Genomic DNA, 21,455 nt, shown 5'->3' on the forward strand with positions numbered 1-21,455 from the left:
GGGATCCGGGGCCGAGCCTACCGGCGGCCCACGGCGGGGCCGAGTGCTCCCGACCGGGTTGGACGGGGCGAGCTCAGCGCAGCAGCGGGGCGAGGGTGTCCGCGCCGACCTTGACGATGAGCGCGGTCACCACCATGAGGTACACCACGCGGATGAAGCCGGTGCCGCGGGCGATCGCCATGCGGGCCCCCACGTAGCCGCCCATGAGGTTGGCCGCGCCGAGCAGCAGCCCCAGGCCCAGCACCGCGTGCCCCGAGGGCACGAAGTACGCGAGCGCGCCGAGGTTGGTCGCGAGGTTGACCACCTTCGCCTGTGCCGAGGCGTGCAGGAAGTCGAACTTGAGCAGCAGGACCAGCCCCAGGATGAGGAACGTGCCCGTGCCGGGGCCGAGGACGCCGTCGTAGAAGCCCACCGCCGCGCCGAGCGCCACGGCCCGGGCCAGCGCGGTGCTCCGCCGCGGCCCCACGCCGGCGACCTGTCCGAGGCCTGGGCGCACGGCCGTGAACACGGCGACGGCGATCAACGCCGCCAGGATCACGGGCCGGATCACGCCGGCCGGCAGATGCGCGGCGACCACGGCCCCGCCCAGGGCCGCCGCGAAGGCGACGGCGGCCATCGGCAGTGCGGTGGACAGATCCTGCCGCAGGCGCCGCCGGTAGGTGAGCGCCGACGTCGCCGTGCCGAACACCGAGCCGAGCTTGTTGGTGGCCAGGGCCTGGATCGGGCTCAGCCCGGGCACGAGCAGCAGGGCCGGCAGCTGCAGGAGCCCGCCCCCGCCCACGACGGCGTCGATCCAGCCCGCCGCGAAGCCCGCGGCGAGCACGAGGACGAGCAGCCCGGCGGTCAGCTCGACGGCGCCGAACCACTCAGCGCCCGTCGCGCACCTCCGCGAGCACCGCCGCGACGGCCCCGTCCACGGGCACGGGGCGCGCCTCACCGGTGGCACGGTCCTTGAGCTCGAGCTCGCCGTCGGCCAGGCCGCGGCCGATCACCACGGTGGTGGGCACGCCGATGAGCTCGGCGTCCTTGAACTTCACGCCGGGGCTGACCTTCGGACGGTCGTCCACGAGCACGGTCAGGCCCTCGGCCTCGAGGCCCGCGGCGAGGGTCTCGGCGGCGGCGAGGCCGTCCTCGCCCTTCGTGGCGACGACGACGTGCACGTCCGCCGGGGCCACCGCGCGCGGCCACGCCAGGCCCTTGTCGTCGTGGTAGCGCTCGGCGATCGCGGCGACGGCGCGCGTGATGCCGATGCCGTAGGAGCCCATGGTCACCACGACCTGCTTGCCGTGGACGTCGAGGACCTTCAGGTCGAGGGCCTCGGCGTACTTGCGGCCGAGCTGGAAGATGTGGCCCATCTCCATGCCGCGGCGGGTGTGCAGCGGGCCGGAGCCGTCCGGGGCCTGGTCGCCCTCGCGCACCGCGGTGGCCTCGAGCACGCCGTCCCACGTGAAGTCGCGGCCGGCCACGAGGCCGAACACGTGGCGCTGGTCCGCGTTCGCGCCGGTGATCCACGCGGTGCCGGGGGCGATGCGCGGGTCCACGAAGAAGGGCAGGCCCGAGACGGAGCCCTCCGCGCCGAGGACCGGGGTGCCCTCGACCGCGTCGGCCGCCGCGGGGCCGATGTAGCCCTTGACCAGGGCGGGGTGCGCGGCCAGGTCCGCGGCGGTCGCGGCCTCGAGCGTGGGCTCGCCGACCACGCCGAGCGCCGGGCCCACGGAGGCCTCGAGACGCTTGAGGTCCACCTCACGGTCGCCGGGCACGCCCACGACGAACGGGCGGCGCTCGCCGCCGTCCACCACCGCGGTGACCACGACGCACTTGAGCGTGTCCGCGGCGGTCCACGGCTCGCCGTCGCGCGGGGCCAGCCGGTTGGCGACGTCCACGAGCGCGGCGATGGTGGTGGAGACCGGGGTGTCCTTGACCTCGGCGGCGGGCAGGACCGCCATGGCCGCCTCGTCCAGCGGGGCGGGGGCCACCGTGGTGACGGCCTCGACGTTGGCGCGGTAGCCGCCGTCGGACTCGACGAAGGTGTCCTCGCCCACCTCGGTGGGGTGCAGGAACTCCTCGGAGCGGGAGCCGCCCATCGCACCGGAGGTGGCCCGCACCGGCACGACCTCGAGGCCGAGGCGGTCGAAGATCCGCAGGTAGGCGGCCCGGTGGGCCTCGTACGCGGCGTCCAGGCCGGCGTCGTCCACCGTGAAGGAGTAGGAGTCCTTCATGATGAACTCGCGCCCGCGCAGCAGGCCGGCGCGCGGGCGGGCCTCGTCCCGGTACTTGGTCTGGATCTGGTACAGGTACGCGGGCAGGTCCTTGTACGAGGAGTACAGGTCCTTCACCAGGAGCGTGAACATCTCCTCGTGTGTGGGGGCCAGGAGGTAGTCGTTGCCCCTGCGGTCCTGCAGGCGGAACAGCCCGTCGCCGTACTCATCCCAGCGCCCCGTGGCCTCGTAGGGCTCCCGCGGCAGCAGCGCCGGGAAGTGCACCTCCTGGGCGCCGATCGCGTCCATCTCCTCGCGCACGATCCGCTCCACCTTGGCCAGCACCTTGAGGCCCAGCGGCAGCCACGAGTAGATGCCCGGGGCCGCGCGACGGATGTAACCGGCACGGACGAGGAGCCTGTGGCTCGCCACCTCGGCCTCCGCCGGGTCGTCGCGCAGGGTGCGCAGGAACAGGGTGGACATGCGCAGGGGCATGACGGGGCCTCCTCGGACGGGCTCGCGCGGTCGGGGCGGCGCGCGGGACGGGACGACGCCGGCACGGGGTGCCCGGCGTCCTGACCGCCGATCCTATCGCCCGCGCAGGGCCCGCCGGGTCAGTACAGGACGGTCGCGAACGTGCCGCGCCGCTCGAACCCCACGCGCTCGTACGTGCGCAGCGCGGGGGTGTTGTACGCGTTGACATAGAGGCTGACCACGGGCGCCTGGAGTCGCACGTAGTCCACGACGGCGGCCATCGCCGACGCCGCCAGTCCTCGGCCGCGCGCGGCGGGGGCCATCCACACGCCCTGGATCTGGGCGCACCGGGAGGAGAGCAGCCCGATGTCCGCCTTGAAGCGCAGCGGGCCGCCCGCGTCGCGCGGTCCCGGGTCGATGAAGACGCGTCCGGTGTGGATCAGCCGCTCGACGCGGTCCCGGTACTGGGCCGCGCCCCCGGCGAATGGGGAGAAGCCGAGCTCCTCCTCGAACATCGCCGCGCTGGCCGGCAGGACGCGCGCGAAGTCGTGTGGCTGCGCCTGCACCACGTGCGGGTTCGGGTCGATCCCCCCGGCCGTGCCCAGCACGAGCAGCGGCTGGTCGGGGCGCACGGACCGGGACCGGTGGCCCGCGGCGGCGAGGGCCTCGCCGGCGGCCAGCACGGGACCGGCCGGGCCGTAGATCGACCCGTACCGGCGGCGCAGCGCGGCGGCCGCCGCGCCGAGCGCCTCCGCGTCGCCCGGCGCCCAGCCGGCGTCCGGGGCCTCGGACGCGGCGACCGGCACCACGTTCGAGCCGATCCAGACGGCCGCGCGCAGCGCGCCGGCGCCCGGGGCGTCGTCGTCGATCCCGAGGAACAGGGTGCCCGCCGCTCCCCCGCGCGGGCCGGCCAGGCGGCCCGCCTCGAGCAGGGAGTCCACGAACACGTTGGACACGGGGGCACGGGCGGACAGGGCCGCGAGCGCGGCGGTGTCCGCGTCGGTCAGCAGGCGGACGCGGTCACCCGTGGCGGCCCGGACCTCCCGGTCAGTGGACGGAGACCACCGGGGCACCGGCGGCAGCCTGGTCACCGCCGTCCTCCCCCAGGTCCATCTCACCGGCGATCCGGTTGGCCTCCTCGATGAGGGTCTCCACGATCTGGTCCTCGGGCACGGTGCGGATGACCTCGCCCTTGACGAAGATCTGGCCCTTGCCGTTGCCGGAGGCGACGCCGAGGTCGGCCTCGCGGGCCTCGCCCGGCCCGTTGACGACGCAGCCCATGACGGCCACCCGCAGCGGGACCTCAAGGTCCTGGAGGCCCTCGGTGACCTGCTCGGCCAGCGTGTACACGTCCACCTGGGCGCGGCCGCACGAGGGGCAGGAGACGATCTCGAGCTTGCGCTCACGCAGGTTCAGGGACTGCAGGATCTGCAGGCCCACCTTGACCTCCTCGACCGGCGGCGCGGAGAGGGAGACGCGGATGGTGTCACCGATGCCCTGGCCGAGCAGGTAGCCGAAGGCGGTAGCGGACTTGATGGTGCCCTGGAAGGCCGGGCCGGCCTCGGTGACCCCGAGGTGCAGCGGCCAGTCACCCTGCTCGGCGAGCAGCTCGTAGGCGCGGGCTATGATCACCGGGTCGTTGTGCTTGACGGAGATCTTGAAGTCCTTGAAGCCGTGCTCCTCGAAGAGGGAGGCCTCCCAGACGGCGGACTCGACGAGGGCCTCCGGGGTGGCCTTGCCGTACTTCTGCAGCAGGCGCGGGTCCAGGGAGCCGGCGTTGACGCCGATGCGGAGGGAGGTGCCGTGGTCCGAGGCGGCCTGCGCGATCTCCTTGACCTTGTCGTCGAACTTCTTGATGTTGCCCGGGTTCACGCGCACGGCGCCGCAGCCGGCCTCGATCGCCGCGAACACGTACTTCGGCTGGAAGTGGATGTCCGCGATCACGGGGATGGTGGACTGCTGGGCGATGACCTTGAGGGCCTCGGCGTCCTTGTCCGTGGGGCAGGCCACGCGGACGATGTCGCAGCCGGCGGCCGTGAGCTCGGCGATCTGCTGCAGGGTCGCGCCGATGTCGTGCGTCTTGGTGGTGGTCATCGACTGCACCGAGACGGGGTGCTGCGAGCCGACGCCCACCGAGCCCACCTGGATCTGCCGGGTGGTGCGGCGCGGGGCCAGCACGGGCGGCGGGGCGGACGGCATTCCAAGGCTGACGGGCACGGGGGCGCTCCTCATGGGTTCTCGGGGTCGACGGCGCGGGGCCGCCGGGTTCTCCGGTCCATCCTAGGCGCGCGGGCGCCCCGGGGCGCGGGGCGACCGCCCACGGCGAACGGGCCGGGCTCAGAACAGCCGGACCGGCTCCACGATGTCCGCCACGATCAGGATGACGCCCATGAGCAGCATCGCCGCGCCCACCGCGTAGGTCAGCGGCAGCATGCGGGCCAGGTCGAACGGCCCCGGGTCCGGGCGGCCCGTGATCCGGGCCCAGCCGCGGCGCACCGCCTCCCACAGGGCGCCGGCCACGTGGCCGCCGTCGAGCGGGAGCAGCGGGATGAGGTTGAACACCATGAGCGCCACGTTCACGCCCGCCAGCAGGGACAGCAGCAGGGCGGCCTTGTCCGTCAGCGTGGCCTCCTCGAGCGCCGCCGCCTCCCCGGCGATCCGGCCGACTCCCACCACGGACATCGGGCCGTCCGGGTCGCGCTCGGCCGGGGTCACCACGGCGACGGCGGTGTCCCACAGCCGCTGCGGCAGCACGAGGACGACGTCGACGACGCCCCGCACCTGCTGGGCCACGAGCGGGCCGGCGTCGAGCGGGGTGCCGCGGACCGTCTCGAGCTGCGCGCCCATGCCGATGAACCCGACCTCGTGGGTCGCCACGGTCCCGTCCGGGGCCCGCTCGGGCCGGCCCAGCGCGTCCGTCACGGGCCGTTCCGTCAGGCGCGGGGTCAGGGTGGCGCTCATCCGCTCGCCGTCGCGCTCCCACTCGATCCGGGTGGGCTGTCCGGCGCGGTCCCGGATCGCGGCGGAGAGGGCGTCCCAGTCGGAGACCGGCCGCCCGTCGAAGGCGAGCACGGTGTCGCCGGGGCGCAGTCCCGCCTCGTGGGCGGGCGCGGCGGGATCGCCCGGGCGGCAGTCCTCTGTCCCGCCGGAGGCGGCGCGGGCCTGCTGCTCCTGCATCGTGACCACGCACCGGTAGACCTCGGCGACGGTGGTGCTGGGCTGCGAGGTGCCCACCGTGGTGACCAGCAGGGCGGTGGCGCCCAGCGCGATGAGCAGGTTCATGAACGGCCCGCCGAGCATGATCACCACCCGCTTCCACACCGGCAGGGCGAGGAAGCGGCGGTGCTCGTCGCCGGGGCGGACCTCCTCGGCGGCCTGGGCCCGCGCGTCGTCGGCCATGCGGCCCAGCTGCTGGACGAAGCCCGTGGACGCCGCGCGGGGCGTCTGCCCGGGCCGCGGCGGGGGCAGCATCCCGATCATCGCGACGTAGCCGCCCAGCGGCACGGCCTTGAACCCGTACTCCGTCTCGCCGCGGCGCCACGAGACGAGCGTCGGGCCGAAGCCGATCATGTACTGCGTGACGCGCACGCCGAAGAGCTTGGGCCGGGACGAGGTGGCCGATCTCGTGCAGGGCGATCGAGACCGCCAGGCCCAGCGCGACCGCGAGGACGCCCGCGACGTACCAGAGGATCTCCACGACGGTCACCAGCGGGCCCGCGCCGCACGGCGCGCCCAGGCCTCGGCGGCGAGCACGGCATCCACGGTGAGCCCCGTCGGCGCGGGGTCGTGGCCGGCCGCGGCGAGCACGTGCTCGGGGGCATAGTCGGCGACGACGGCGCGGACCGTGTCCACGATCCCGTCGAAGGGCAGGGCGCCGGCGTGGAAGGCGTCCACGGACTCCTCGTTGGCGGCGTTGAACACGGCCATGTGGGTGGGCGAGGCGGCCGCCGCCTCCTTCGCGGCCCGTACCGCGGGGAAGGCCTCCTCGTCGAGGGGCTCGAACGTCCAGGTGGCCGCCCGCGTCCAGTCGCAGGCCGGGGCCGCGCCCGGGAGACGGCGCGGCCAGCACAGCCCCAGGGCGATGGGCAGGCGCATGTCCGGCGGGGAGGCCTGGGCGAGCGTGGACCCGTCGACGAACTCGACCATCGAGTGGACCACGGACTGCGGGTGGACCACGACGTCGATCCGGTCCAGGGGCACGTCGAACAGCAGGTGGGCCTCGATCACCTCGAGGGCCTTGTTCACGAGGGAGGCGGAGTTGGTGGTGACGACGCGGCCCATGTCCCACGTGGGGTGGGCGAGGGCCTGGGCGGGCGTGACGGCGTGCAGGGCGGCGCGGTCCAGGCCGCGGAACGGCCCGCCCGAGGCCGTGAGCACGAGGCGGCGGACCTCGTCCGCCGTGCCCCCGCGCAGCGCCTGCGCGAGCGCGGAGTGCTCGGAGTCCACCGGCACGAGCTGGCCCGGCGCCGCGGCCGCCTTCACGAGGGCCCCGCCGACGATGAGCGACTCCTTGTTGGCCAGGGCCAGGCGGTGGCCGGCGTGCAGGGCGGCGAGGGTGGGCCGCAGGCCGATCGAGCCCGTGATCCCGTTGAGCACGGTGTCGGCGCCGGGCCACGCGGCGATCGGCTCGGCGGCGCACGGGCCGGTGAACAGCACGGGTCGGGGGGACGGGCGCCCGAGGCGGGCGGCGGCGTCGGCGAGGGCGGCGCGCAGCTCCTCCTCCCCCGCCGCGGCGGAGCCCACCGCCTCGACCTCGAAGCGCACGGCCTGCTCGGCCAGCAGGGTCGTGTTCGCCCCGCCCGCGAGCGCGACGGCCCGGAGCCGGGCGGGGTCCTGGGCGATCACGTCGAGGCCCTGGGTGCCGATCGAGCCCGTGGAGCCGATCAGGGCGACGGCGCGCGGGGCGCCGTCGTCGTCCGCCGGGGCGGGGGCGGGCAGCGTGTAGTCGGTGAGGGATCCGTGCGTCACCCCGCCATGATGCCAGTCGGGCCTGGACACGGACGGGGGCCGGCCGGACGGACGCCGCACCCCGACGTCCCGCCCCGCCGGCCCCCGTGGGACCGGGTCAGCCGCGGATCAGTGCTGCACCGGCTTCTCGGCGCCGATGCCGGTGAGGGAGCGGACCTCCATCTCGGCCTGCTTGTCGGGGTCCTCGGCGCGCGACGAGGTCACCGAGCCGAGCCAGCCGAGGAAGAAGGCCAGCGGGATGGAGACGATGCCCGGGTTCTTCAGCGGGAACACCGCGAAGTCCGCGCCCGGGATCATCGAGGTCGGCGTCCCGGACATCACCGGGGACAGGACGATCAGGATGATCGCGGAGAGCAGTCCGCCGTACATCGACCACACCGCGCCGCGGGTGGTGAAGCGCCGCCAGAACAGGGAGTAGAGGATGGTCGGCAGGTTCGCCGAGGCCGCCACCGCGAAGGCGAGCGCCACGAGGAACGCCACGTTCTGGCCCTGGGCGGCGATGCCGCCGACGATCGCCAGGACGCCGATCACCACCACGGTGATCTTGCCGATCCGCACCTCCTCCTGCGGGGTGAGCGGGTGCTTGGCGATCACGGAGCCGTACACGTCGTGGGCGAAGGACGCCGCCGCCGTGATGGCCAGGCCCGCGACCACCGCGAGGATGGTGGCGAACGCGACCGCCGAGATCAGGCCCAGCAGGATGGAGCCGCCGAGCTCGAACGCCAGGAGCGGGGCCGCGGAGTTCTGCCCGCCGGGCGCGGCCAGGATGCGCTCGGGGCCGATCAGCGCGCCGGCACCGTAGCCCAGCACGAGGGTGAACAGGTAGAACGCGCCGATGAGGACGATGGCCCACACCACGGACTTGCGCGCCTCCTTGGCGGTGGGCACCGTGTAGAACCGCATGAGCACGTGCGGCAGGCCGGCGGTGCCGAGCACGAGCGCGATGCCCAGGGACACGAAGTCGAGGCGGGTCAGCGCGCTGGCGCCGTACTGCAGGCCCGGCTCGAGGATCGCCTCGCCCTTCGGGTTCATCTCGACGGCGGCCCCCAGCATGGCGTTGAAGTCGAAGCCGAACAGGGCCAGTGACCACACGGTCATGATCCCCGCGCCGGCGATCAGCAGGATCGCCTTGATGATCTGCACGTAGGTGGTGCCCTTCATGCCGCCGATCAGCACGTAGACGATCATCAGCACGCCCACGATCACGATCACGAGGGCCTGGCCGGCCCGGTCGTTGATGTTCAGCAGCAGGGACACCAGGCCGCCGGCGCCGGCCATCTGGGCCAGGAGGTAGAAGAGGCAGACGGCCATGGTGCCGAAGGCGGCGGCGATGCGCACGGGACGCTGCTGCAGGCGGAAGGACAGCACGTCCGCCATGGTGAACTTGCCGGTGTTGCGCAGCAGCTCGGCCACCAGCAGCAGGGCCACGAGCCACGCCACGAGGAAGCCGATCGAGTAGAGGAAGCCGTCGTAGCCGTAGAGGGCGATCGCGCCCACGATGCCCAGGAACGAGGCCGCGGAGAGGTAGTCACCCGCGATGGCCGTGCCGTTCTGGGTGCCGGAGAAGCCGCGGCCGCCGGCGTAGTAGTCGGCCGAGGACGCGTTCGTCTTGGACGCGCGGATCACGATCACGAGGGTGACCACCACGAAGGCGACGAAGATGCCGATGTTCACGGCGGGGTTGCCGACCGTCTGCGGGGCGGCCTGGAGCAGGGGGGGTGAGCGCGCTCATCGCGTGGCCTCCGGGTTCTCGTGGGCGCCGGCGGCCTCGCGCTCGAGGCGCTCACGCAGCGCGGTGGCGCGGGGGTCCAGGGTCCGGTTGGAGAAACGGACGTAGGCGAAGGTGATCAGGAACGTGGTGACGAACTGGAGCAGGCCGAGGATCAGGCCGAGGGTGATGTTGCCGCCGAGGCGGATCGCCATGAACTCGGGGAAGAACGCGCCGACGATCACGAACACCAGGTACCAGACGAAGAACGCCACGGTCATGGGGAAGGCGAAGGATCGGTGGGTGCGCCGGAGCTCGATGAACTCCTCGGACTGCTGCGCGGCGCGGAACTGCGCGGCCGTGGGGACCGGCGCCGTGGGCTCGCTGGATGACATGGGCCCTCCGGGGGTGCGTAGGACGGATCAGTGTGAGACAGATCACTGTGATGACAACCACACTCTGGCGGGCGGAGGGGTGCGCCGTCAAGCGCGCCCCGGGGCCGTGCGCCCGTGTGACAGCCCCGGGGCGCAGCCGTGCGGACGCGGACGCGCCCCGACGGCACGGGGCCGCCGGGGCGCGGAGCCGCCGAGGAGCCGGTCAGGCGCTCGCCGGCCGGGGCGCGTCCGCGCGGCGCAGGACCGCGCGGGCCTGGGCGAGGACCACCTCGTCGACCATCGCCCCGTCCAGCTCGAAGGCCCCGTGTCGGCCCTCGGCCGCGGCGAGGACGCGCCGGGCGCGTTCGACGGCCTCCGGGGCGGGCGTGTAGGCGGAGCGCACGACGGGCACCTGGCGCGGGTGCAGGCACACGGTCGCGGTGCAGCCCAGGGCGACGGCGTCCTCGGCCTCGGCGGCCAGCCCGGCCTCGTCGCCGAGGTCCAGGTGGACGGCGTCCCATGCGGCCGCGCCGTGGGCGGCCGCCGCCAGCAGCACCGTCGCGCGGGCGTGCTGGACCACGGAGCGGTAGGCGCCCTCGGGGGTGCGGGAGGAGCTGCCGCCCATCGACGCCACGAGGTCCTCGGCGCCCCACATCAGCGCACCCACGTGCGGGTGGGCGGCCAGGTCGGCGGCGGCGAGGATCCCGGCCGCGGTCTCGCATAGGGCGACGACGCGGGTCTGCGGGCCGAGGGCGGCGACGACCCCGTCCACCTGCGCGGCGGACTCGGCCTTGGCGAGCATGAGCGTGCGCCAGCCCGTCCCGGCGAGCATGGCCAGGTCGGCGTCGTGGTCCGCGGTGCCCGCGGGGTTCACGCGGACCACCACGCGGTCCTCGTCCAGCGGGCCGCCGTCGACCCCGCCCGTCGCCCGCCCCGCCCAGGCCGCCGCGACGGCGTCCCGCGCGGTGGGCCGGGCGTCCGGGGTGACGGCGTCCTCGAGGTCGAGGATCACCGCGTCCGCGCGCTCGAGCGCCGTGGCGTACCGCTCGGGGCGGTCCGCCGGGGTGAACATGACGGCCGGTCCGAGGGTCAGCGCGCTCATGCCCGCTCCCCCGTGCCTGCGGCGTCGGCGGCCTTCGCCTTGGCCTCCGCGTGCGCCTGCGCGGTCCACATCAGACAGGTGCGCTGGGCGCGGACGACGACGTCGCCGTGCTGGTTCTCCCCCGTCATCGCGAACGTGACGATCCGCTGCCCCGGCCGCGAGGAGGACTCGCGGATTGCGGTGACCTCGGAGCGCCCGTAGAGCGTGTCCCCGTGGAAGACCGGCTTCGGGAACGCGATCTCCCCCAGGCCGAGCTGGGCCACGAGCGTGCCCTGTGTGGTCTGCCCGACGGCGAGGCCCACCAGGGTGGACAGCGTCAGCATCGAGTTGACCAGCGGTCGGCCGAACGGCTGGTCCGCCGCGTACGCGTGGTCCAGGTGCAGGGCCTGCGGGTTCATGGTGAGGGTGGTGAACAGGACGTTGTCCGCCTCGGTGAGCGTGCGGCCGGGCCGGTGCAGGTAGACCTGACCGACCGCCAGCTCGTCCGCGTAGCGGCCCCGCTGCTCGATCTCGACGCGCTCCGTCACGTCAGAGGCCCAGCTCGCGGGCGATCAGCATGAGCTGCACCTCGGTGGTGCCCTCGCCGACCTCGAGGATCTTGGAGTCGCGGTAGTGACGGGCCACGAGGGTCTCGTTCATGAAGCCGTAGCCGCCGAACACCTGGGTGGCGTCCCGGGCGTTGTCCATGGCGGCCTCGCCGGCGATCAGCTTGGCCATGGCGGCCTCGGTCTTGAACGGCTTGCCGGCCAGCATCTTCTGGGCGGCCTCGTAGTAGGCCAGGCGGGCGGCGTGCGCGCGGGCCTGCATGCGGGCGATCTTGAAGGACACGGCCTGGAACTGCCCGATCTTCTGGCCGAACGAGGTCCGCTGCTTGGCGTAGGCGACCGACTCGTCCACGCAGCCCTGGGCCGCGCCGGTGGCCAGGGCCGCGATGGCGATACGGCCCTCGTCGAGGATCTCGAGGAAGTGGGCGAAGCCGCGGCCGCGGGCGCCCAGCAGGTTCTCCTCCGGCACGCGCACGTCCGAGAAGTGCAGGGCGTGGGTGTCCGAGGAGTTCCAGCCGACCTTGTCGTAGGCCTTGGCCACGGAGAAGCCCTCGGTGCCGGCGGGCACGAGGATCGTGGAGATCTCCTTGGCGGGGCGGCCGTCGTGGCCGGTCCTGCCCTCCACGGTGCCGGTCACGGCGGTGACGGTGACGAGCGAGGTGATGTCCGTGCCGGAGTTGGTGATGAACTCCTTGGCGCCGTTGATGCGCCACTGGCCGTCCTCGAGCGCGGCGGTGGTCTGGGTGCCGCCGGCGTCGGAGCCCGCGCCCGGCTCGGTGAGGCCGAAGCCGGCCAGGTGCGTGCCGGCCACGAGGTCCGGCAGCCAGCGCTGCTTCTGCTCCTCGGTGCCGAACTTCAGCAGCGGCATGGCGCCCAGGGAGACGCCGGCCTCGAGGGTGATGGCCACGGACTGGTTGACGCGGCCGAGCTGCTCGAGGGCCAGGGCCAGGGCGAAGTAGTCGCCGCCCATGCCGCCGTACTCCTCGGGGAACGGGAGGCCGAACAGGCCCATCTCGCCCATCTGGGCCACGATCTCGTACGGGAACTCGTGCTGGGCGTCCAGCTCGGCGGAGACCGGGGCCACGACCTCGTCGGCGAACTCGCGGACGGTGTCGGAGAGGACCTGGTAGTCCTCCTCGAGGGCGGGCAGGGTGCGGTGCTTGGTGCTCATGGTCCTCTCCTGTTCTCAGGTGTTCTCTGCGGGTGCTGCGTGCTCGGTGGGCTCGACGACGGCGATCAACGCCTGCGCGGCCACGGCGTCGCCCTCGGCGACGTGGACGGTCACGACGCCGGCGACGGCGGCCGTGACGGGGTGCTCCATCTTCATGGCCTCGACCACCGCCAGCTCCTGGCCCGCGGCCACGGTGTCCCCGGTGGCCACGGACACGGCGACGACGGTGCCCGGCATGGGCGTGCGGGCCTCGGGGGACGCTGCGCCGGCCGGGGCACGACGCGCGGCCGCGGCCGCGCGGGCGGCCTCGACCACCTCGGCCCGGGTGAGGCGGCGGACCTGCCACGCGGCGCCGTCGCGGTGCAGCCACGCTGAGCGCGGGTCCCGCGGGTCACCGGCCAGGAGGTTGACGCCCGCCAGGCCTCCGGCGTCCTCGTCCACCTCGGCGTCGGCGGCGGGGGCGGTGAGGATGCGGTCCTCGTCCCCGACCCGGACGCGCATCCCGGGCTGCGGGGCGCCCGCGCCGCGCCAGCCGTCCGCCCGGGCCCACGCGGTGCCGGCCGCGCGGTGCTCGGCGGCGGCCGCGTCCTCGGACACGTCGGCCAGGGCCTCGGCCGCGAGCGCGGCGAGGTCCTCGGGCAGCGCGGGGGCGGTCCACGCCTCGAGGCCGTCGATCAGCTCGGTGGTGAGCCGGCCGGTCCGCACGTCCTCGCGGGCCGCGAGCTCGCGCAGCCAGCCCAGGTTGGAGCGGACGCCGAACAGCACGGTGTCCGCGAGCGCGGCGTCGAGCCGGTCCAGGGCCTCGGCGCGGTCGGCGCCACGGGCGATGAGCTTGGCGATCATCGGGTCGTAGAAGCCGGTGATCTCGGGCTGTGCGCCGTCGACGTCCACGGGGTCCACGGCGCCGGCGGCGGGGCCAGTCTGCGGTCCGGAGCCGAACGCGCGCTCCTCGGCCGGCCGGGAGGGCAGCAGGAGGGTGTCGACGCGGACGCCCTCGCCGGCGGGCTCGCGCCAGCGCAGCACCGGCCCGGTGGAGGGCAGGAAGCCGTTCGCGGGGTCCTCCGCGTAGACGCGGGCCTCGACGGCGGCGCCGTCGAGGCTCACGTCCGCCTGGGCGAAGCCGAGCGGCTCCCCCGCCGCGATGCGCAGCTGCAGCTCCACGAAGTCCAGGCGTCGTCCGCGCACCCGGACGACCTCCTCGGAGACCGGGTGCTCCACCTGCAGGCGGGTGTTCATCTCCATGAAGAAGAACTCGTCCGGGTTCTCGTCCGAGACGAGGAACTCGACGGTGCCGGCGCCGCGGTAGCCCACGGACACGGCCGCGTCCACGGCGGCCCGGCCCAGGCGCTCGCGGAGCTCGGCCCCGTGCGCCAGCCCGGTCAGCAGGGGCGCGGGGGCCTCCTCGATCACCTTCTGGTGGCGGCGCTGCAGGGAGCACTCGCGCTCACCCAGGTGCACGGTGGCGCCGTGGGCGTCCGCGAACACCTGCACCTCGATGTGCCGGGGCGCGGTGATGAGCCGCTCGAGCAGCAGGGTGTCGTCGCCGAACGCCGAGCGCGCCGTGCGCCGGGCCGAGGCGAGGGCGCCGGGCAGCTCCTCGGCGGCGCGCACGGCCACCATGCCCTTGCCGCCGCCTCCCGCGGAGGGCTTGATCAGCAGCGGGAAGCCGACGTGCTCGGCCTCGGTCGTGATCTGCTCGTCGGTGAGCGTGGGGTCCTGGATGCCGGGGACCACCGGCACGTCGTACGCGGCCACGGTCTCCTTCGCCCGGATCTTGTCCGCCATCGCGTCGAGCGAGCCCACGGGAGGGCCCACGAACACGATGCCGGCCGCCTCCAGCGCGCGGGCGAAGTCGGCGTTCTCGGACAGGAAGCCGTAGCCGGGGTGCACGGCCTGGGCGCCGGTGCGGCGCGCGGCGTCGACGACGGCGTCGATGTCCAGGTAGGACTCGCGGGCCGGAGCCGGGCCGAGGCGGACCGCCGTGTCCGCCTCCCGGACGTGCCGCGCGTCGGCGTCGGCGTCGGAGTACACGGCCACCGAGCGGATGCCGAGGCGGCGCAGGGTGCGGATGACGCGCACGGCGATCTCGCCGCGGTTGGCCACCAGCACGGTGTCGAACAGGGGCGTCCCCTGGGCGTGGTTCTCGGTCACGGGTGCCTCACATGCGGAACAGGCCGAACCGGGAGTCCGGCAGCGGGGAACGGGAGATGACGTCGAGGGCCAGGGAGAGCACCCGGCGGGTCTGGCCGGGGGTGATCACCCCGTCGTCCCAGAGGCGGGCGGTGGAGTACAGGGGGCTGCCCTGGTCCTCGTACTGCCGACGGACCGGCGCCTGGAAGGCCTCGACCTCCTCGGAGGACATCGGCTCCTCCCCCGCGGCGGCCCGCTGGTCCTGCTTGATCTGCGTGAGCACGGAGGAGGCCTGCGGGCCGCCCATCACGGAGATGCGCGCGTTCGGCCACATCCACAGGAAGCGGGGTGAGTAGGCGCGGCCGCACATCGCGTAGTTGCCGGCGCCGAACGAGCCGCCGATCACCACGGTCAGCTTGGGCACGCGGGCGGTCGCGACGGCGGTGACCATCTTGGCGCCGTCGCGCGCGATGCCGCCGGCCTCCGCGTCCCGACCCACCATGAAGCCGGAGATGTTCTGCAGGAACAGCAGCGGGATGCCGCGCTGGTCGCACAGTTCGATGAAGTGCGCGCCCTTGCGGGCGGAGTCTCCGAACAGGATGCCGTTGTTGGCGAGGACGCCCACGGGGTGGCCGTCGATCCGCGCGAACGCGGTGACCAGGGTGGTGCCGTAGAGGGGCTTGAACTCGTGGACGGAGCCGCCGTCCACGAGGCGGTCGATCACCTCGCGCACGTCGTAGGGGGTGTTCACGTCCACGGGCACGACGCTGGTCAGCTCGGCCGGGTCCTTGGCGGGCTCCGCGGCGGGGGCGACCTCCCAGGCCGGCGCCTCGGCCGGGGGCAGGGTGGCCACGATGTCCCGGAGGATCTGCATGGCGTGCAGGTCGTCGTCCGCCAGGTGGTCCGCGACGCCGGAGCGCTCGGCGTGCAGCCGGCCGCCGCCGAGGTCCTCGGGCGAGACGTCCTCCCCGATCGCGGCCTTCACGAGCGGGGGGCCGCCGAGGAAGATGGTGCCCTGCTCGCGCACGATCACGGTCTCGTCCGACATGGCCGGCACGTACGCGCCGCCCGCCGTGGAGGAGCCGCACACCGCGGCCAGCTGCGGGATGCGCTGCGAGGAGAGCAGCGCCTGGTTCCGGAAGATGCGGCCGAAGTGCTCGCGGTCCGGGAAGACCTCGTCCTGGCGGGGCAGGAACGCGCCGCCGGAGTCCACGAGGTAGATGCACGGCAGGCGGTTCTCCAGGGCGATCTCCTGGGCCCGCAGGTGCTTCTTCACCGTCATGGGGTAGTAGGTGCCGCCCTTCACGGTGGCGTCGTTGCCGACCACCATCACGAGGCGGCCGTGGACCAGGCCGATGCCCGCCACGACGCCGGCGGCGGGGCTGTCCCCGCCGTACAGGCCGTGCGCGGCCAGCGCGCCGACCTCGAGGAAGGGCGAGCCCTCGTCGAGCAGCGCGTCGATGCGGTCCCGCACCAGCAGCTTGCCGCGGCCGGTGTGGCGCTCGCGCGAGCGCTCGGGCCCGCCGAGCGACGTGCGGGCGACGAGGTCGGCGAGCTCCTGCTCGAGCCGAGCGTGGCCGGCCGCGTTGCGCTCGGCCACGGTGGGCGCGGACTGCGCGGCCGGGGCCGGGGTGCTGGCGGTCATGAGACCCCCTTCAGTGAATGACGACTAACTGAACCGAGCCTCAGTGTAGTGACGATCGTCACTGACGTCGACCGGGCGCCCGGCGCGCCTCGTCTCGTCCTACAGTGGAACCCATGCCCGCCGCCGATCCCGCGTCCCCCGCCGCCCCGGCGACCCCGCCGACCGCCCGGGAGGCCGCCAAGGCCCGACGCCGGGTGGACCTGCTCGCGGCCGCGGCGCGACTGTTCGCGGCCCGGGGCTTCGACGCGGTCCGCCTCGAGGACATCGGCGCCGCGGTCGGGATCAGCGGCCCCGCCATCTACCGCCACTTCGCCGGCAAGGCCGCCGTGCTCACGGCGATCCTCGACACGGCCTCGCAGGACCTGCTGGACGGCGGGCTGGCCGCCGAGGCGCAGCACGCGCCGGGGGCGGAGACCCTGCGGGCCCTCATCGGCTTCCAGGCGGACTTCGCCCTCGCCCAGCGCGACGTGATCCGCGTGCAGGACCGCGACATGTCCGCCCTGCCCGACGGCGCGCGCACGGCCATCACGCGCACCCAGCGCGCCTACATCGACGTGTGGGCGCGCCAGCTGCAGGTCGTCCACCCCCGCGAGGACCAGGCCACCGCCGTGTTCCGCGCCCAGGCCGTGCTGGGCCTGCTCAACTCCACCCCCGCTCGGTGCGGCGCACCGCGGCCGACCGCGCGGCCCGCCGCGCGACCCTCGTGGCCATGGCCTGGGCCGCGGCCACGGCCCCCGGGCCGCTGCCCGGCGGGGACTGAGCGGGCGGCACCGGCCCGGCGGGCCGGTGTCGTGCCCGGTGGTACGGTGGCCGGTACCCGCGACGGCGGACGCCGTCGAACCCCGCCCCGAGAGGTCCACCGCCGTGCTTCTTCGTGACGTCCGACCCGAGGATCTGGACGAGTTCTTCCTCCACCAGCAGGACGAGCAGGCCAACCTGATGTCCGCCTTCGCCCCCCGCAACCCCCGGGACCGCGGTGTCTTCGACTACCACTGGGCCCACCTGCTCGGGGACGAGGACACCGTCGTGCGGACCATCGAGCACGAGGGCCGCGCCGTGGGTGCGCTCGTGTGCACCCAGCAGGACGGCGTGGGCGAGCTGTCCTTCTGGACCGCGCAGGACTACTGGGGCCTGGGGCTGACGACCGCGGCCGTGGACCGGTTCCTGGAGGAGCACACCGCCCGCCCGCTGCGGGCGCACGTGCCCGAGGACAATGTGGGCTCCGTGAAGGTGCTCTCCCGCCGCGGCTTCGAGACCGTCGGCGAGGAGAAGGTCTTCTCCAACGCCCGTGCCGAGGTCATCACCGAGCTCGTGATGGAGCTGCCCGCCGCCGACTGAGCGCGCCCCGCGGCCCCCGCCGTGCCGGCGGCCGCACCGGTCTGCCACGACGACGGCCCCGCCTCCCGGTGCCCGGGTGGCGGGGCCGCGGCGCGTCCGGGGCCGTCAGACCATGGTCAGGGTCAGACCCGGGCGGCGCAGGATCGCGCCGACGTCCGCGAGGAAGCGCGAGCCCTGCTCGCCGTCCACGAAGCGGTGGTCGAACGAGAGGGACAGCGTCATGACGTCCCGCAGGGCGATCTCGCCGCGGTGCTCCCACGGCATCCTCCGGACCTGGCCGATCGCGATGATCGCCCCCTCGCCCGGGTTGATGATCGGGGTGCCCGCGTCCACGCCGAACACCCCGACGTTCGTGAGCGTGAAGGTGCCGCCGGCCAGGTCCGCCGGGGACAGCCGCCCCTCGCGGGCGAGGCCCGTGAGATCGCGGATGGCGTCGGCCAGCTCCCTCAGGCTCATCGCCTGGGCGTCCTTGACGTTCGGCACCATCAGCCCGCGGGGGTGGCGGCGGCGAAGCCGAGGTTCACGAAGTTCTGCTGGACGATCGTCCCGGCGGCCTCGTCCCACCGGGCGTTGACGTCCGGGGTGCGCTCCATCGCCACGAGGCACGCCTTGGCGGCGAGCGTCATGGGCGTGAGCTTGACGTCCCGGAACTCGCGGGAGGCCTTGAGCTCGGCGAGCAGCTCCATGGTCTCGGTGACGTCCACCTGCAGGAACTCGGTCACGTGCGGGGCGGTGAACGCGGACTGCACCATGGCCGCCGCGGTCGCCTTGCGCACGCCCTTGACCGGCACGGCCTCGGTGCGCGGGCGGCCACCCAGGGTGCGGACGCCCCCGGTCGAGCCCGACTCGGCGCCGGACTGCGGCGGCGCCGCCGCGGCCGCGGGCTGCCCGCCCCCGGCCAGGAACGCCTCGACGTCCGCGCGGGTGATGACCCCGCCCACACCCGTGCCGGTGACCTGCTCCAGATCCACGCCCGCGCGGCGCGCGTACAGGCGCACGGGCGGAGTGCACCGGGGTCGCTCGCCCGGGGCCGGCTCGTGGGCCGCGTCCGCGCGGTCCGGCTCGGCGGCCTCGGGCTGCGGGCGCCCGGCGCCGGCGGGGGCCGCCTCCGACGTGGACGGCGCCTGTCCGCGGGCGGGCTCACCCACCGGGGCGGCCGACGTCGCCGGTGCCGCTGAGCCGCGCCGCGCACGGCGGCCGGGCTTGCCGGTGTCCGGCGCGGCGCCGTAGCCGACGAGGGTGGGCACGCGGCCGTCACCCTCGGCGGGCCCGCCGACGTCGGGCTCGGCGCCCTCGAGGGTGAAGGTCACCAGGGGCGCACCGACCTCGAGGGTCTCACCCTCGGCGCCGTGCAGGGCCGCGACGACGCCCGCGAACGGGCTCGAGACCTCGACCACGGCCTTGGCCGTCTCGACGTCGGCGAGCACCTGGTTCACGCTCACCGCGTCGCCCTCGGCCACGCGCCACGTCACGATCTCGGACTCGGTCAGGCCCTCGCCGAGGTCGGGCAGGCGGAAGGTCTTCTGGCTCATCGGGTCTCCTCCCCGGCGTTCTGGGCCGCGAGGAACTGCTCGGCGGTCTCGGGGGCGGCGAACGCGTCCACGGAGTCCAGCGAATTCGGCCGGCCCAGAGCACGGTCCAGGCCGTCGAGGATGCGGTCGAGGTCCGGCAGGTGCAGGTGCTCGAGCTTGGACGGCGGGTAGGGCACGTCCATGCCGGTGACGCGCACCGGCGGGGCCTCGAGCCAGTGGAACGCTCGCTCGGCCACCGTGGCCACGAGCTCGGCGCCGAGGCCGCCGGTGCGGGAGGCCTCGTGCGCCACGACGAGCCGGCCGGTGCGCCGCACCGAGGACTCGACGAGGCCGGTGTCCAGCGGGGACAGGCTGCGCAGGTCGACCACCTCGACCTCGACGCCCTCCTCGGCCGCCACCTCGGCGGCCTGCAGGGCGGTCTTCACGAGCGGGCCGTAGGCCACGAGCGTGGCGTCACGGCCCTCGCGCAGGATGCGGGCCGGGCTCATCGGCGGGATCGCGACGTCCAGGTCCACGTCGCCCTTGTCGTGGTAGCGACGCTTGGGCTCGAGGTAGACCACCGGGTCCTCCGAGGCGATCGCGGCGCGGATGAGGTCGTACCCCTCCTGTGGGGAGGACGGGGAGACCACGCGCAGGCCCGCGGTGTGCAGGAAGTAGGCCTCGGGCGACTCGGAGTGGTGCTCCGGGGAGCCGATGCCGCCGCCGAAGGGGATGCGGATGGTGACCGGCATCGGCACGGCGCCGCGGGTGCGGGCACGCAGCTTGGCCAGGTTCGCCACGATCTGGTCGAACGCCGGGTACACGAAGCCGTCGAACTGGATCTCGACGACGGGCCGGTAGCCGCGCATCGCCAGGCCGATGGCCGTGCCCACGATGCCGGACTCGGCCAGCGGGGTGTCGAGCACCCGGTCCTCGCCGAACTCGGCCTGCAGGCCGTCGGTGATGCGGAACACGCCGCCGAGGGCGCCGATGTCCTCGCCCATGAGCAGGACCTTGGGGTCGTCGGCCAGGGCACGGTGCAGGCCGCGGTTGATCGCACGGCCGAAGGTCATGCGCTCGCTCACGCGCCCGCCTCCTCGTCGTCGAACTGCTGCAGGTAGAGGGCGTGCTCGCGGCGCTGCCGCTCGAGCTCCTGGTGGGGCTCAGCGTAGATCTCGTCGAAGAGCCTGTCCGCGCCGTCCTCCTCGAGCGCCTCGAGGGCGCGGCGGACCTCGGCCGCCAGCTCGTCGGCCTCGGCCTGGGCCTGTGCGAGCACGGCGTCCACGTCCACATCGAGGGTGCGCAGGTGCGCCTCCACGCGGGTCAACGGGTCACGGGCCTTCCAGGCCTCGAGCTCGGCGTCGTCCCGGTAGCGGGTGGGGTCGTCCGCGGTGGTGTGCGGGCCCATGCGGTAGGTGACGGCCTCGATGAAGGTGGGACCGCCCCCGTCGGCCGCGCGCTCGACGGCGGCGCGGGTCGCGGCGAGCACGGCCAGGACGTCGTTGCCGTCCACGCGCATCGACGGGATGCCGAAGCCCCACGGGCGGTCCGCGATGCTGCGGCGGGTCTGCAGGCGCACGGGCTCGGAGATGGCCCAGTGGTTGTTCTGGCAGAAGAACACCACGGGCGACTGGTACGAGGCGCTGAAGACCATGGCCTCGTTGACGTCTCCCTGGCTCGTGGCGCCGTCGCCGAAGTAGACGATCGTGGCGACGTCCGCCTGGTCCCGCTGGACGCCCATCGCATAGCCGACGGCGTGCAGGGCCTGCGCGCCGATGATGATCTGCTGGGTGGCCACCCGCGTCTCGTTCGGGTCCCAGCTCGAGAACGTGGAGCCGCGCCACACCCGCAGCAGGTCCAGCGCGGGGACGCCGCGCAGCAGGGCCACGCCGTTCTCGCGGTAGGACGGGAAGACGAAGTCGTCCGGGCGCAGCGCGACGGCGGAGCCCACCTGGGCGGCCTCCTGGCCCAGCAGCGGCGGCCACAGGGCCAGCTCGCCCTGACGCTGCAGGTGCGTGGCCTCGACGTCGAGGCGACGGACCACGGCCATCTGGCGGTACAGCGCGGCGAGGGCGTCGGCGTCGACGTCCTCGATCCACGGGTCGAGCTCCGGCTGCGGACGGCGGCGGCCCTCCGCGTCGAGCACCTGGAGCATCACGGCCTCGGCCGGGCCCGCCGGGGGCGGAGAGCCGGCGGACTGTCCGCCGGTGGGACGGGTGTGGTCCACGAGGGTCACTGCACTGCCTTCCGATCGACGCCCACGGTGCGGGGCGAGGGAGTTGTACGCATGC

At 74.4% G+C, this 21,455-nt stretch carries 16 protein-coding genes and 2 pseudogenes; 2 read left to right on the top strand and 16 right to left on the bottom strand.

All coding sequences use genetic code 11. From position 1 onward, the window contains the following. Positions 1–73: 73 nt before the first annotated feature. From POD19_RS11960 to POD19_RS12020, 13 genes and pseudogenes are all read right to left on the bottom strand, one after another. On the bottom strand, positions 74–823 hold the full coding sequence (locus POD19_RS11960; protein ID WP_169577818.1) for a sulfite exporter TauE/SafE family protein: 750 nt from the start codon (positions 821–823) through the stop codon (positions 74–76). 43 nt (positions 824–866) lie between these two features. Beyond that, the gene (locus POD19_RS11965) at positions 867–2,693 is read right to left on the bottom strand and encodes a proline--tRNA ligase (protein WP_061866730.1); all 1,827 of its coding nucleotides are present in this window, start codon (positions 2,691–2,693) and stop codon (positions 867–869) included. Between the two features lie 119 nt (positions 2,694–2,812). Beyond that, entirely contained in the window at positions 2,813–3,745 is a 933-nt protein-coding gene (locus POD19_RS11970; protein ID WP_061866742.1) for a GNAT family N-acetyltransferase, read from the bottom strand. Continuing rightward, a complete protein-coding gene (gene ispG, locus POD19_RS11975; protein ID WP_168196730.1) occupies positions 3,720–4,904 on the bottom strand; it encodes a flavodoxin-dependent (E)-4-hydroxy-3-methylbut-2-enyl-diphosphate synthase in 1,185 nt (394 codons plus the stop codon). The genes POD19_RS11970 and ispG overlap by 26 nt, the downstream gene beginning before the upstream one ends. 105 nt (positions 4,905–5,009) lie before the next feature. Beyond that, positions 5,010–6,378: pseudogene (locus POD19_RS11980) on the bottom strand (M50 family metallopeptidase). After that, positions 6,375–7,610, bottom strand: a complete 1,236-nt coding sequence (gene dxr, locus POD19_RS11985; RefSeq protein ID WP_180951237.1) for a 1-deoxy-D-xylulose-5-phosphate reductoisomerase — start codon at positions 7,608–7,610, stop codon at positions 6,375–6,377. The pseudogene POD19_RS11980 and the gene dxr overlap by 4 nt, the downstream one beginning before the upstream one ends. Positions 7,611–7,748: 138 nt before the next feature. Continuing rightward, positions 7,749–9,314, bottom strand: a complete 1,566-nt coding sequence (locus POD19_RS11990) for a solute symporter family protein (RefSeq protein WP_340309485.1) — start codon at positions 9,312–9,314, stop codon at positions 7,749–7,751. Positions 9,315–9,368: 54 nt separating this feature from the next. Further along, the gene (locus tag POD19_RS11995) at positions 9,369–9,743 is read right to left on the bottom strand and encodes a DUF485 domain-containing protein (RefSeq protein WP_041104222.1); all 375 of its coding nucleotides are present in this window, start codon (positions 9,741–9,743) and stop codon (positions 9,369–9,371) included. Positions 9,744–9,945: 202 nt separating this feature from the next. After that, a complete protein-coding gene (locus POD19_RS12000) occupies positions 9,946–10,824 on the bottom strand; it encodes an HpcH/HpaI aldolase/citrate lyase family protein (protein ID WP_044658614.1) in 879 nt (292 codons plus the stop codon). Beyond that, positions 10,821–11,351 carry a MaoC family dehydratase gene (locus POD19_RS12005; RefSeq protein WP_041104218.1) on the bottom strand — a complete coding sequence of 177 codons (531 nt, stop codon included), beginning with the start codon at positions 11,349–11,351 and terminating at the stop codon, positions 10,821–10,823. The genes POD19_RS12000 and POD19_RS12005 overlap by 4 nt, the downstream gene beginning before the upstream one ends. 1 nt (position 11,352) lies before the next feature. Further along, on the bottom strand, positions 11,353–12,540 hold the full coding sequence (locus POD19_RS12010; protein WP_041104216.1) for an acyl-CoA dehydrogenase family protein: 1,188 nt from the start codon (positions 12,538–12,540) through the stop codon (positions 11,353–11,355). Between the two features lie 15 nt (positions 12,541–12,555). Further along, positions 12,556–14,691, bottom strand: coding sequence for an acetyl/propionyl/methylcrotonyl-CoA carboxylase subunit alpha (locus tag POD19_RS12015; RefSeq protein WP_144818285.1), 2,136 nt, complete (start codon positions 14,689–14,691; stop codon positions 12,556–12,558). A 7-nt stretch (positions 14,692–14,698) separates the two neighbouring features. Beyond that, positions 14,699–16,315 (bottom strand): carboxyl transferase domain-containing protein, encoded by a 1,617-nt coding sequence (locus tag POD19_RS12020; RefSeq protein WP_041104212.1) that lies wholly within the window; start codon positions 16,313–16,315, stop codon positions 14,699–14,701. Between the two features lie 113 nt (positions 16,316–16,428). Between POD19_RS12020 and POD19_RS12025 the strand changes: the two genes are divergently transcribed. Further along, positions 16,429–17,193: a TetR/AcrR family transcriptional regulator gene (locus tag POD19_RS12025; RefSeq protein ID WP_340309486.1), complete on the top strand. Its 765-nt coding sequence runs from the start codon at positions 16,429–16,431 to the stop codon at positions 17,191–17,193. Continuing rightward, positions 17,180–17,653: a GNAT family N-acetyltransferase gene (locus POD19_RS12030; RefSeq protein WP_051995227.1), complete on the top strand. Its 474-nt coding sequence runs from the start codon at positions 17,180–17,182 to the stop codon at positions 17,651–17,653. The genes POD19_RS12025 and POD19_RS12030 overlap by 14 nt, the downstream gene beginning before the upstream one ends. 105 nt (positions 17,654–17,758) lie before the next feature. Here the strand turns inward: POD19_RS12030 and POD19_RS12035 are convergent. From POD19_RS12035 to pdhA, 3 genes and pseudogenes are all read right to left on the bottom strand, one after another. Beyond that, positions 17,759–19,185, bottom strand: a pseudogene (locus POD19_RS12035) (dihydrolipoamide acetyltransferase family protein). Continuing rightward, positions 19,182–20,237, bottom strand: a complete 1,056-nt coding sequence (locus POD19_RS12040) for an alpha-ketoacid dehydrogenase subunit beta (RefSeq protein ID WP_044659478.1) — start codon at positions 20,235–20,237, stop codon at positions 19,182–19,184. The pseudogene POD19_RS12035 and the gene POD19_RS12040 overlap by 4 nt, the downstream one beginning before the upstream one ends. Positions 20,238–20,245: 8 nt before the next feature. Continuing rightward, on the bottom strand, positions 20,246–21,400 hold the full coding sequence (gene pdhA / locus POD19_RS12045; protein WP_041105099.1) for a pyruvate dehydrogenase (acetyl-transferring) E1 component subunit alpha: 1,155 nt from the start codon (positions 21,398–21,400) through the stop codon (positions 20,246–20,248). Between the last annotated feature and the right edge of the window lie 55 nt (positions 21,401–21,455).

Origin of the sequence: Micrococcus sp. GPGPB33 (assembly GCF_037853785.1) — a bacterium.
GTDB lineage: Bacteria > Actinomycetota > Actinomycetes > Actinomycetales > Micrococcaceae > Micrococcus > Micrococcus luteus.